The sequence below is a fragment of the Enterobacter sp. D2 genome (assembly GCF_034427575.1).
In the GTDB taxonomy this organism is placed as follows: domain Bacteria; phylum Pseudomonadota; class Gammaproteobacteria; order Enterobacterales; family Enterobacteriaceae; genus Enterobacter; species Enterobacter cloacae_M.
The window spans coordinates 52926-65413 of sequence record NZ_JAXQPP010000003.1 but is presented as its reverse complement, the minus strand read 5'-3'; the positions used below and the strand labels follow the sequence as shown (position 1 = coordinate 65413).

Genomic DNA, 12488 nt, shown 5'->3' with positions numbered 1-12488 from the left:
TAACCGATTAGCCACAATTATTTTGAGGTTAATCGGCAGGGGAACCGGATCACCAGCGGGCGGGTCTTTCCGCGTTGAGGTTGTCCATAATGGTCCTGAGTGGGATGCCATCCGGGAAGATGAGATCGGGGGCGACTTCAAACAGCGGCCAGAGCATAAACCCGCGATTTTTCATGTCGTAATGCGGAACGGTGAGACGTTCAGTGCTAATGGTCTCGTGACCAAACAGCATAATGTCGAGGTCCAGCGTGCGCGGTCCCCAGCGCTCGGCTTTGCGTACGCGGCCCTGCTGCAGTTCGATACGCTGGGTGTTATCCAGCAGCGTTTCGGCATTCAGAGCGGTTTCCAGCACCACGGCGGCATTGAGATAATCAGGCTGATCCTGCGGACCCAGCGGCGGGGTACGGTAGAAAGAGGAGACCGCCACGATCTTGCTTTGCGGGATCTCCCCCAGCGCCTGTACGGCAGCGTTCACCTGCTCCAGCGGAGAGGCTAAATTGCTGCCGATGGCGATATACGCGAGGGTCATGCTGTCCCTTCACGACGCGGCGCGCGTTTGCGCGGACGACGATGGCGGCGACGCGGTTCCGGCTCTTCATCCAGCCCGGTTAGCATATCTTTTTGCTCCGGCGGTGCGGAAACCTGGAATTCAGCCCACCACTGCGCCAGGCGCTGCAGCTCCTGGTTGCGTTCAATTTCAGCACGCAGCGACAGCAGATCGAAGGCGGCGCGGAATTTTGGATGCTCCATCAGCTTCCAGGCGCGTTTGCCCTGACGACGGGACATGCGCAGCTGAAGCTGCCAGATATCGCGCACCAGCGTGGTAATGCGTTTTGGAATAGCGAGCGTACGGCACCCTTCGTCCAGCACGTCGTTTGCGGCCAGCGCGAAGGCATCATAGTAGGCAAGCCCGCTCTCCTGGGTAATTCGCTGGGCCGTTTCGAGCAGCGGATACCAGAACATCGCCGCAAACAGGAACGCCGGATTGACGCGCATGTCGTTGCGAATACGGGTATCGGTATTTTTCAGCACCTGCGCAATCATCCGCTCCATTGGGCTGTCACCGCTTTCGGTGAAGTAGCGGGTAATGGTCGGGAACAGCGGCTGGAAAAGGTTGTATTCGCGCAGCAGATTGTAGGTTTCAAAGCCGTGGCCGGCCTGCAGCAGCTTCAGCGCCTCTTCAAACAGGCGAGCAGGCGGCACGTCGTTAATCAGCGTCGCCAGGCGCGGAATCGGCTCTGCCGTTTTCGGGCTGATGCGCATATTGAGCTTGGCGGCGAAACGCACGGCGCGCAGCATACGCACGGGATCTTCGCGATAGCGCGTTTCCGGCGTGCCAATCAAACGGATCAGACCTTCTTTCAGGTCCTGCATGCCGCCGACGTAATCACGCACGGTGAAATCCGCCACGCTGTAATAAAGGCTGTTGATGGTGAAGTCGCGACGCTGGGCATCTTCTTCGATAGAGCCGAAGATATTGTCACGCAGCAGCATGCCGTTCTGGCCGCGCTGTGACGTGGTGCGATCGGATGCGCCGGCTTCGTGGTGGCCGCGGAAGGTCGCCACTTCGATAATTTCCGGCCCAAACATCACGTGAGCCAGACGGAAACGGCGGCCAACGAGACGGCAGTTGCGGAATAATTTGCGCACCTGCTCAGGCGTGGCGCTGGTCGTCACGTCGAAATCTTTTGGTTTTTTGCCCAGCAGTAAATCACGTACTCCACCGCCCACGAGATAGGCCTCGTAGCCCGCTTTATTCAGACGATAGAGCACCTTGAGGGCATTTTCACTGATATCTTTGCGGGAAATAGTGTGCTGCTCACGCGGAATAACCGACATGTGTGGCTGTGCAATAGCATCGTTCGCCATGCTCTCTTCGCGGCTTAGCACTTTACGGCAAAAATTAGCGACTCGGGTAAAAATGGTACACCTCGTAGTGTGTTTTGTTATGAAAAAAGCGGCTAATCATAGCTCAGCGCAACGCATTTGAGAATGCTGGATTTTTGGCACTGCCGCGAGCGTCCAGTTGGCAACGGCCATTTTCAGCAGTTCGTCAATACGCAGATCCTGCCATTCGTTGGTTACATTCTGGTTGAGAAATCGCAGCGCGTCGATCAAAACAGGACGCGGATCGCCGTCTGGCAGGGCCGGGGCGTGGTTCTGCTTTGACAATTTAAAGCCCTGCGCATTGACCGCCAGCGGCAGATGAATGTAGTCCGGTGCCGTCCAGCCAAACTGGTGATACAGCGATATTTGTCGCACCGTCGGTTCGACCAGATCCGCCCCGCGCACAATTTCCGTCACGCCCTGAAAACGATCGTCGACGACCACCGCCAGGTTATAGGCAAACAGGCCGTCACGGCGGTGAATAATAAAATCCTCACGCGCCAGGCGTTCATCGGCATGAACCTCACCGGAGAGGAGATCGGTAAAGCGCGTCACCGGGGAGCGCTGCTTTATACGTACGGCGGCATTTTCCGGGGGAAGATTAAGCGTGCGGCAGTGGCCGTCATAGACGCCACCCACGCTCTGGATACGCGCGCGGGTGCAGGTGCAGTTATAGGAAAGTCCCCTATCGCGAAGCCAGGCCAGACGTTCCCGATAGGCATCGTGACGTTTTGACTGCCAGAGCACCTCGTCATCCCAGTGAAGACCGTAATGTTCCAGCTGACGCAGAATCGTCTCTGCAGCACCGGGAACTTCACGCGGGGGGTCAATATCTTCAATGCGGACAAGCCATTTTCCCAGGCGGGCGCGAGCCTGCAGGTAGCTGCCGAGCGCGGCAATTAATGAGCCGAAGTGTAATTCACCGGAAGGAGATGGCGCGAAGCGCCCAATATAGTGTGATTCAGACATATCAACAGTAACAAGGCGGGAGAGACTCCCGCCTTTAGAGTGTGTAAACAGCGCTGGTATTAACCGGCCATCTGTTTTTCGCGGATTTCGGCCAGCGTTTTACAGTCGATGCACAGATCGGCGGTTGGACGCGCTTCCAGGCGACGAATACCGATTTCAACACCGCAGGATTCACAGTAGCCAAAATCTTCGTCTTCGACTTTTTTCAGCGTTTTCTCGATCTTTTTGATCAGTTTGCGTTCGCGGTCACGGTTACGCAGTTCGAGGCTGAACTCTTCTTCCTGAGCGGCACGGTCTACCGGATCCGGGAAGTTAGCAGCTTCATCCTGCATATGAGTAACGGTGCGATCGACTTCATCCCTGAGTTGATTACGCCATGCTTCAAGAATACGCTTGAAGTGCGACAGCTGGGCTTCGTTCATATACTCTTCGCCCGGCTTCTCTTGATACGGCTCCACCCCAGCGATGGCGAGAATACTCAGGGACGATGTTTTACGGTTTTGCCCTTCTTGCATGTTGCTTCTCCTTAACACGCACTATCGATCCCCGTGTTGGGGGAAAAATCAGGTCGCTATAAATAGCAGATGCTTTTCCGTATGGCAATTATCTAAACGTAACACTTGACAAGCCTGTGAGGAAAAGCGTATTTGCGCACGCGGCCAGAACACTTATTCGACAATCGTCTAATCCCTTATAAGACAATGGGAAGAGAGGATCTCAGAGTCATATTATCGGCAGAAAGTTCCGCTTTATAAGCGAAAACCTCTACCCCCTGCTTTTGTGCCTCATTCAACAATTGCGCGTATTTAGGATCAATATGGCGGGCAGGGGAGAAACGTTCAATGGCTGAATGCAACACCGCAAACAGCAATACGGCGCGTTTGCCCGCCGCCGCAACACTCATTAGCTCTCGCAGATGCTTCTGCCCACGTAGCGTTACCGCATCCGGGAAGTAGCCATTTTCCTGTTCCGCTAACGTCACTGATTTTACTTCAATATAGCACTCGGGCCTGTCTTCCGCCTGTAACATGAAGTCAATTCTGCTGCCTTCATCGCCATATTTCACTTCACTTTTATGCGTGCCATATCCCACCAGTTCGGGAATGGTGCCAAGGGTCAGCGCTTCCTTAACCAGCTGATTTGCGCGCTGGGTATTGACGCAAATAAATGCCCCGTTTTGCGTTTCGGTCACTTCCCAGGTATGGGCATATTTGCGTTTACTATTTTCTGATGTGGAATACCAGACTCTGTCACCCGGCGTCGCGCACCCCGTCATGGCGCCGGTATTGGGGCAGTGCAGGGTGAGCTGAACCCCTTCGGGGGTAATCACGTCGGCGAGGAAGCGTTTGTAGCGTTGGATAAGCGTGGCGTGCTGCAGGGGAGGACTAAACTTCATCGGAATTCCTTTCGGTGTTGCCCAGCGTCCAGCGCTGTAGCGGCGTATAGCGGGTGCGTCCCTGTGCAAAGACGGATTCGTAAAGCGCGAATGCGTTGACCGGAAAGGCCCAGTGAAAACCCGGCGGCGGGATGGCAACGGCCTGACCGGCATCGCGCAGCAGCGTGATATGTGGATGAAACGGCTGTGGGCTCTGATAACAGCCGCTGCGCGCCGCCTGGGCGCGCAGCATACTCGCCAGCTGCAATAATCCGCGCGGCGGCTGGCGCGTTCCCAGCCACACCACGCGCGAACGCGGCCACTGGCCCGCGTCGTCGAGGTGCAGCGTAAATTCCGGCTGGGCAATACGCCCGGCCATTGCGGCTAACGCCCGCTGTTTTTCGGCACTGACGTCGCCCAAAAAGGCCAGCGTCAGGTGCAGGTTGGCCGCAGCGACAGGGCGGCCTGCTTCCGGCGGAAAGCAATCGGCACGCCAGCGAACAATTTGACGCTGTATGGTGGTGGGCAATTCAATGGCAAAAAACAGCCGTTTCGACTCAGGCATACGGAGGACTCGGTAATGATATGCGCCGATGCTACAATGTACGCCGACTAATGTTAACCCTCTGGAGCTGTTAGTGTCCTCATTGCCGGTCGCCGTCATTCTTCCTGAGCTTCTCGCTGCCTTACACCATGCCCCGCAGGTTTTGCTGAATGCTCCTACGGGCGCGGGCAAGTCCACCTGGCTGCCGCTGCAGATTCTGAAAGACGGAAACATCAGCGGGAAAATTATCCTGCTGGAGCCGCGCAGGCTGGCCGCGCGCAACGTGGCGCAGCGTCTGGCGGAACTGCTGAATGAAAAACCGGGCGAAACGGTAGGTTACAGGATGCGTGCCGAGACCTGCGTTGGCCCGACCACGCGTCTTGAAGTGGTCACCGAGGGTATTCTCACCCGCATGCTGCAAAACGATCCTGAGCTGACCGGCGTCGGGCTGGTGATCCTCGATGAATTCCACGAGCGCAGCCTGCAGGCGGATCTGGCCCTCGCGCTGTTGCTGGACGTGCAGCAGGGGCTGCGCGACGATCTCCGGCTGCTTATTATGTCGGCCACGCTGGATAACGAGCGGCTACGACAGGCATTACCCGATGCGCCGGTCATCAGCTCGGAAGGGCGGGCGTTTCCGGTTGAACGCCGCTATCAGCCGCTTCCCTCCCATCAGCGTTTAGACGAGGCCGTCGCCATTGCCACCGCTGAGCTGCTGCGCCAGGAAGCGGGTTCCCTGCTGCTGTTTTTGCCCGGCGTGGGCGAAATCCAGCGCGTGCAGGAGCAGCTTTCTACCCGCGTAGGCGGCGACGTGCTGCTTTGCCCGCTCTACGGCGCGTTGTCGCTACAGGATCAGCGTAAAGCCATCCTTCCGGCCCCGGCGGGGCAGCGCAAGGTGGTGCTGGCAACCAACATTGCTGAGACCAGTTTGACCATTGAAGGGATTCGCCTGGTGGTGGATAGCGCGCAGGAGAGGGTGGCAAGCTTTGATCCGCGTACCGGGCTGACTAAACTCCTGACGCAGCGCATCAGCCAGGCGTCGATGGTGCAGCGCGCGGGCCGCGCGGGGCGTCTTGAGCCGGGCATATGCCTGCATTTGACCAGCGCGGAACAGGCTGAACGCGCCGCACAGCAAAGCACGCCGGAAATTTTACAAAGCGATTTGTCTGGTCTGGTGATGGATCTGCTCCAGTGGGGCTGCCCGAACCCTGAGCAGCTCACCTGGCTTAATCCTCCTCCTGTCGTAAACCTCACCGCTGCGCGCATCCTGCTGACTCAGCTCGGCGCGCTGGAAGGCGAGCGTCTGACGGCGCGCGGCCAGAAAATGGCGGCGCTGGGCAACGATCCGCGTCTGGCCGCGATGCTGGTGGCCGCGCAAGGGGATGATGAAATTGCCACGGCGGCAAAACTGGCGGCTATTCTTGAGGAGCCGCCTCGCGGTGGCAGCAGCGATCTGGGGCAGGCGTTTTCGCGCAGCCAGGGGAACTGGCAGCAGCGTGCGCAGCAGTTGTGCAAACGCCTGAATAGCCGGGGAGGAGTGCCTGATAGCGATAAGATTGCCTTCCTGCTGGCCCAGGCCTTCCCGGACAGGATCGCGCGTCGGCGCGGGCTGGACGGTCGCTACCAGCTGGCAAACGGCATGGGGGCGATGCTGGACAGCGATGATGCGCTGACGCGTCACGAATGGCTGATCGCCCCGCTGCTGCTGCAGGGCAGCTATTCTCCGGATGCGCGTATCCTGCAGGCGATTGCCGTAGAGATTGACGCCCTGACGCGTGCCTGTCCGCAGCTGCTTCAGCAATCTGATACCGTGGAATGGGATGACGCCCAGGGCACGCTGAAGGCCTTTCGTCGCAGCCAGATTGGCAAGCTGACGTTAGGAACGAAGCCGCTGGCGAAGCCGTCGGAAGACGAGCTTCACCAGGCGATGCTGAACGGAATTCGGGAAAAAGGGCTGAGCGCCCTGAACTGGACGCCGGAAGCGGAGCAGTACCGCATTCGTCTGCACTGTGCCGCGAAGTGGCTACCGGAATACGGTTGGCCTGCGGTGGATGACGAGACGCTGCTCGCTACGCTTGAGCGCTGGCTACTGCCGCAAATGAGCGGCGTACACTCTCTGCGAGCCCTTAAGGCGCTTGATGTTAAGACCGCGTTACAGAATTTACTGGACTGGTCATTACGTCAACGTCTGGATAGTGAACTGCCAGGGCATTACACTGTGCCGACCGGAAGCAGGATTGCCATCCGTTATCATGAGGATAATCCGCCGGCGCTGGCGGTTCGGATGCAGGAGATGTTTGGTGAAGCCACCACGCCGTCCATTGCGGAAGGGCGTGTGCCGTTAGTGCTTGAGCTACTGTCGCCTGCGCATCGTCCATTACAAATCACCCGAGATCTGGGGGCGTTCTGGGCGGGAAGCTACCGTGAAGTGCAGAAAGAGATGAAGGGGCGATATCCCAAACATGTCTGGCCGGACGATCCGGCGAATACGGCGCCGACGCGGCGAACGAAGAAATATTCGTAAAAGGGGAGTGCGGCCTGATGCCCTCACCCCGGCCCTCTCCCACGGGGAGAGGGAGAAAACAAATTTTGAGAGATTTCTTCTTTCACAGGCCTGTGAAAGAAAAGAAAATCTGGCCTTTGCGCCTGAAAGTTGCGGAGAAAAAGCATGGCGGGGAATGACCGCGAGCCAATAGGACGTAAGGGAAAACCAACGCGTCCGGCGAAAGAAAAGGTAAGCCGTCGTCGCCTCAGAGATGAGGACTATGACGATGACTATGAAGACGATTATGAGGATGAAGAACCGATGCCGCGTAATGGAAAAGGCAAAGGGCGTAAGCCTCGGGGCAAACGCGGCTGGTTCTGGCTGCTGCTGAAGCTATTTATTGTTTTTGTCGTGCTGATGGCGATTTACGGCGTGTATCTGGATCAGAAGATCCGCAGCCGTATCGACGGTAAAGTCTGGCAGCTACCTGCGGCAGTGTATGGCCGTATGGTGAACCTTGAGCCAGATATGTCCATCACCAAGAACGAGATGGTCAAACTGCTGGAAGCCACCCAGTATCGTCAGGTGTCTAAAATGACCCGTCCTGGCGAATTTACCGTGCAGTCCAACAGCATTGAGATGATCCGTCGCCCGTTTGATTTCCCGGACAGCAAAGAGGGGCAGGTGCGCGCGCGTCTGACCTTTGACGGCGATCGTCTGGACACCATCGAGAATATGGATAACAACCGTCAGTTCGGTTTCTTCCGCCTCGATCCGCGTCTGATCACCATGCTTTCGTCAGCAAACGGCGAGCAGCGCCTGTTCGTGGCGCGTAACGGCTTCCCGGATCTGCTGGTTGATACCCTGCTGGCAACCGAAGACCGTCACTTCTACGAGCACGATGGCATTAGCCTCTACTCGATTGGTCGTGCGGTGCTGGCTAACCTGACTGCCGGTCGTACCGTGCAGGGAGCGAGTACGCTGACCCAGCAGCTGGTGAAAAACCTGTTCCTCTCCAGCGAACGCTCTTACTGGCGTAAAGCGAACGAAGCCTACATGGCCGTGCTGATGGATGCGCGCTACAGCAAGGATCGTATCCTTGAGCTGTACATGAACGAGGTGTACCTCGGTCAGAGCGGCGATAACGAAATCCGCGGCTTCCCTCTGGCGAGCCTGTACTACTTTGGCCGTCCGGTAGAAGAGCTGAGCCTGGACCAGCAGGCGCTGCTGGTGGGCATGGTGAAAGGGGCGTCCATTTATAACCCGTGGCGTAACCCGAAACTGGCGCTGGAACGTCGTAACCTCGTTCTGCGTCTGCTGCAACAGCAGCAGGTGATTGACCAGGAGCTGTACGACATGCTGAGCGCGCGTCCGCTAGGCGTTCAGCCGCGCGGTGGCGTGATTTCGCCTCAGCCTGCGTTTATGCAGCTGGTGCGTCAGGAGCTGCAAAGCAAGCTCGGTGATAAGGTCAAAGATCTCTCCGGCGTGAAGATCTTCACCACCTTTGACTCCGTGGCACAGGATGCGGCCGAAAAAGCGGCCGTTGAGGGCATTCCGGCGCTGAAGAAACAGCGCAAGCTGAGCGATCTGGAAACCGCGATGGTGGTGGTTGACCGTAACTCCGGTGAAGTTCGCGCCATGGTGGGCGGTGCCGAGCCGCAGTTTGCAGGCTACAACCGCGCCATGCAGGCGCGTCGCTCAATCGGCTCTCTGGCAAAACCGGCAACCTACCTCACAGCCCTGAGCCAGCCAAATCAGTATCGCCTGAATACCTGGATTGCGGATGCGCCGATCTCCCTGCGCCAGCCTAACGGCCAGGTCTGGTCACCGCAGAACGATGATAAACAGTTCAGCGGCCAGGTCATGCTGGTGGATGCGTTGACCCGTTCCATGAACGTGCCAACGGTGAACCTGGGCATGTCGCTGGGACTGCCGGCGATTGTCGATACCTGGCAAAAACTGGGCGTGTCGAAAGATCAGCTGCACCCGGTGCCGGCGATGATCCTCGGCGCGCTTAACCTGACGCCGATCGAAGTGGCGCAGGCGTTCCAGACCATTGCCAGCGGGGGCAACCGCGCGCCGCTGTCTGCCCTGCGTTCGGTGATTGCCGAAGATGGTTCCGTGCTGTATCAGAGCTTCCCGCAGGCGGAGCGTGCCGTTCCTGCTCAGGCCGCCTATATGACGCTGTGGACGATGCAGCAGGTCGTGCAGCGCGGTACCGGGCGTCAGCTTGGCGCGAAGTATCCGGGTCTGCATCTGGCGGGTAAAACCGGAACCACCAACAACAACGTCGATACCTGGTTTGCCGGTATTGATGGCCGCGAAGTGGTGATCACCTGGGTAGGCCGCGACAACAACCAGCCGACCAAGCTGTACGGCGCGAGCGGGGCGATGTCGATTTACCAGCGCTATCTGGCGAATCAGTCTCCTGTGCCGCTGAATCTGGTCGCGCCGGAAGATATCGTTGATATGGGCGTGGACAGCTCCGGTAACTTCGTCTGCGGCGGTGGAATGCGTACGCTGCCTGTCTGGACCGCAAACCCGGACTCGCTGTGCCAGCAAAGCCAGCCAGAACAGCCAACGGGTAACCCGTTCGACCAGTCTTCTCAACCACAGCAGCCGCAGCAGCAACAGCCGCAGCAGCAGAATGAGAAGAAAGACAGCGACGGTGTCGCGGGCTGGATTAAAGACATGTTCGGCGGTAACTAAGCTTTCAAAGCCCTCTTCCCTGGAAGGGGGCTTTTTTTACCCGTAAACCTCATTTCGTTAACCCTCGCTTTAATTCTGATTAACCCTTCGTTTTCTCTTGATGATTTCTTAAACCCTTAATTCTCATAGGGCCGCTTACTGCTTGCTATGCAACCAGCGTTTCGCATATTATTCTGGCGCTCATAATAATAATTCTCGTTTACGTTATCATTCACTTTCACATCAGAGATTCAACATGGCGCTTTCCAATACTGCTCAGCCAATGAATACGTCGCTGCGTAAGCTCGCGGTCGTCGTCGCCACAGCGGTTGCCGGCATGTCTGCTTATGCTCACGCGGCCGAAACCCCGAAAAAAGAAGAAACCATTACGGTAACCGCAGCACCTGCGGCACAGGAAAGTGCCTGGGGGCCTGCTGCGACCATCGCCGCACGGCAATCCGCGACCGGAACCAAAACGGATACCCCTATTCAAAAGGTTCCGCAGTCTATTTCTGTGGTCACGGCCGAAGAGATGGCGCTGCATCAGCCTCGCTCGGTGAAAGAAGCCCTAAGCTATACGCCGGGCGTTGCGGTAGGCACGCGCGGCGCGTCTAACACCTATGACTATTTGATCATTCGCGGCTTCGCGGCCGATGGTCAGACGCAGAATAACTACCTCGACGGCATGAAAATGCAGGGGAACTTCTATAACGACGCGGTGATTGATCCTTATATGCTGGAGCGCGCCGAGATCATGCGCGGTCCGGTTTCCGTTCTGTACGGCAAAAGCAGCCCGGGCGGCTTGCTGAACATGGTCAGTAAGCGCCCAACAACTGAGCCGCTGAAAGAGATCCAGTTCAAAGTCGGCACGGATAGCCTGTTCCAGACCGGGTTTGACTTTAGCGATGCGATCGACGACGACGGCGTTTACTCTTATCGCTTAACGGGCGTTGCGCGTTCTAATAACGCCCAGCAGGAGCGTGCGGAAGAGCAGCGTTACGCCATCGCGCCATCGTTCTCCTGGCGTCCGGATGATAAAACCACCTTCACGTTCCTCTCCTACTTCCAGAACGAGCCTGAAACGGGCTACTACGGCTGGCTGCCAAAAGAGGGAACGGTTGAGCCGCTGCCGAACGGCGATCGTCTGCCGACGAACTTCAACGAAGGCGCGAAGAACAATACCTATTCCCGTAACCAGAAAATGGTGGGATACAGCTTCGACCACGAGTTCAACGATACCTTTACCGTGCGTCAGAACCTGCGCTTTGCCGAGAACAAAACCTCGCAAAACAGCGTATACGGTTATGGCGTCTGTACCGACCCGGCAAACAGCGGCAACAAACAGTGTGCCGCGCTAGCGCCATCGGACAAAGGCCATTATCTGGCGCGTAAATACGTTGTCGATAACGAAAAGCTGCAGAACTTTACCGTTGATACCCAGCTGCAGAGCAAATTCTCAACCGGCGAGGTGGACCACGTCCTGCTGACCGGCGTTGACTTTATGCGCATGCGAAATGACATCAACTCCTGGTTCGGTTACGACGACTCTGTTCCGCTGCTGGATCTCTACAATCCGGTGAACAGCGATTTTGATTTCGGCTCAAAAGATCCCGCGACCTCCGGTCCATATCAGATCCTCAACCGTCAGAAACAGACGGGGCTGTACGTTCAGGATCAGGCGCAGTGGGATAAAGTGCTGGTAACCCTGGGCGGCCGTTATGACTGGGCCGATCAGGAATCCTACAACCGCGTGACGAACACCACCTCCAAACGTGATGATACCCAGTTCACCTGGCGCGGTGGCGTTAACTATCTGTTTGATAACGGCGTAACTCCGTACTTTAGCTACAGCGAATCGTTTGAACCGGCTTCGCAGACCGATGCCCAGGGCAAGCTGTTCTCGCCGTCTAAAGGCAAACAGTACGAAGCGGGCGTGAAATACGTGCCGAACGATCGTCCGATCGTCGTCACCGGCGCGTTGTACCAGCTGACCAAAACCAACAACCTGATGGCGGACCCGGCGGGCTCCTTCTTCTCGGTTCAGGGCGGTGAAATCCGCGCGCGTGGCGTAGAACTGGAAGCGAAAGCGGCCCTGTCTGCGAGCGTCAACCTGGTGGGGTCTTATACCTACACCGATGCGGAATACACCACGGACACCACCTACAAAGGCAACACGCCTGCTCAGGTGCCAAAACACATGGCATCGTTGTGGGGCGATTACACCCTGTTTGACGGTGCGCTGTCTGGTCTGACGCTGGGTACCGGCGTGCGTTACACGGGCTCAAGCTATGGCGATCCGGCGAACTCCTTCAAGGTGGGCAGCTACACCGTTGTCGATGCGCTGGTCAGATACGATCTGGCACGCGTTGGACTGGCTGGCTCAAACGTGGCGCTGCACGTGAACAACCTGTTCGATCGTGAGTACGTTGCCAGCTGCTTCAATACCTACGGCTGCTTCTGGGGTGCTGAACGTCAGGTTGTTGCCACCGCGACCTTCCGCTTCTAATCTCTCTTCGGGCACGGTTCGCCGTGCCCTTTTT

General features: G+C 57.4%; 9 protein-coding genes. 3 read left to right on the top strand and 6 right to left on the bottom strand.

Translation table 11 applies throughout. The annotated features are described in order from the left end of the window. Positions 1-49 precede the first annotated feature (49 nt). From folK to thpR, 6 genes are all read right to left on the bottom strand, one after another. Positions 50-529, bottom strand: a complete 480-nt coding sequence (gene folK / locus SPG90_RS15765) for a 2-amino-4-hydroxy-6-hydroxymethyldihydropteridine diphosphokinase (RefSeq protein ID WP_126303557.1) — start codon at positions 527-529, stop codon at positions 50-52. Further along, a complete protein-coding gene (pcnB, locus tag SPG90_RS15760) occupies positions 526-1923 on the bottom strand; it encodes a polynucleotide adenylyltransferase PcnB (protein ID WP_206514973.1) in 1398 nt (465 codons plus the stop codon). Before pcnB ends, folK begins: the two co-directional genes overlap by 4 nt. Positions 1924-1965: 42 nt before the next feature. After that, entirely contained in the window at positions 1966-2856 is an 891-nt protein-coding gene (gene gluQRS, locus SPG90_RS15755) for a tRNA glutamyl-Q(34) synthetase GluQRS (RefSeq protein WP_023310435.1), read from the bottom strand. Positions 2857-2915: 59 nt separating this feature from the next. After that, positions 2916-3371, bottom strand: coding sequence for an RNA polymerase-binding protein DksA (dksA, locus tag SPG90_RS15750; RefSeq protein WP_001155232.1), 456 nt, complete (start codon positions 3369-3371; stop codon positions 2916-2918). A gap of 176 nt (positions 3372-3547) precedes the next feature. Then, the gene (sfsA, locus tag SPG90_RS15745) at positions 3548-4252 is read right to left on the bottom strand and encodes a DNA/RNA nuclease SfsA (RefSeq protein ID WP_045401080.1); all 705 of its coding nucleotides are present in this window, start codon (positions 4250-4252) and stop codon (positions 3548-3550) included. After that, a complete protein-coding gene (thpR, locus tag SPG90_RS15740) occupies positions 4242-4796 on the bottom strand; it encodes an RNA 2',3'-cyclic phosphodiesterase (RefSeq protein WP_126303555.1) in 555 nt (184 codons plus the stop codon). Before thpR ends, sfsA begins: the two co-directional genes overlap by 11 nt. Positions 4797-4869: 73 nt before the next feature. Here thpR and hrpB point away from each other — a divergent pair, with 73 nt between their 5' ends. The 3 genes from hrpB (at position 4870) to fhuA (ending at position 12454) form a co-directional block, all read left to right on the top strand. Next, entirely contained in the window at positions 4870-7299 is a 2430-nt protein-coding gene (gene hrpB, locus SPG90_RS15735; RefSeq protein WP_248162660.1) for an ATP-dependent helicase HrpB, read from the top strand. A 144-nt stretch (positions 7300-7443) separates the two neighbouring features. Continuing rightward, complete coding sequence (gene mrcB, locus SPG90_RS15730; protein ID WP_023310439.1) at positions 7444-9969, top strand: bifunctional glycosyl transferase/transpeptidase; 2526 nt, start codon at positions 7444-7446, stop codon at positions 9967-9969. A 235-nt stretch (positions 9970-10204) separates the two neighbouring features. After that, the gene (gene fhuA, locus SPG90_RS15725; RefSeq protein ID WP_239631937.1) at positions 10205-12454 is read left to right on the top strand and encodes a ferrichrome porin FhuA; all 2250 of its coding nucleotides are present in this window, start codon (positions 10205-10207) and stop codon (positions 12452-12454) included. The last annotated feature ends 34 nt before the right edge of the window (positions 12455-12488 follow it).

Excerpts from the sequence above, each read along its gene's own strand:
- folK (WP_126303557.1), bottom strand. The coding sequence starts at position 529 with ATGACCCTCGCGTATATCGCCATCGGCAGCAATTTAGCCTCTCCGCTG.
- gluQRS (WP_023310435.1), bottom strand. The coding sequence starts at position 2,856 with ATGTCTGAATCACACTATATTGGGCGCTTCGCGCCATCTCCTTCCGGT.
- dksA (WP_001155232.1), bottom strand. The coding sequence starts at position 3,371 with ATGCAAGAAGGGCAAAACCGTAAAACATCGTCCCTGAGTATTCTCGCC.
- sfsA (WP_045401080.1), bottom strand. The coding sequence starts at position 4,252 with ATGAAGTTTAGTCCTCCCCTGCAGCACGCCACGCTTATCCAACGCTAC.
- thpR (WP_126303555.1), bottom strand. The coding sequence starts at position 4,796 with ATGCCTGAGTCGAAACGGCTGTTTTTTGCCATTGAATTGCCCACCACC.
- mrcB (WP_023310439.1), top strand. The coding sequence starts at position 7,444 with ATGGCGGGGAATGACCGCGAGCCAATAGGACGTAAGGGAAAACCAACG.
- fhuA (WP_239631937.1), top strand. The coding sequence starts at position 10,205 with ATGGCGCTTTCCAATACTGCTCAGCCAATGAATACGTCGCTGCGTAAG.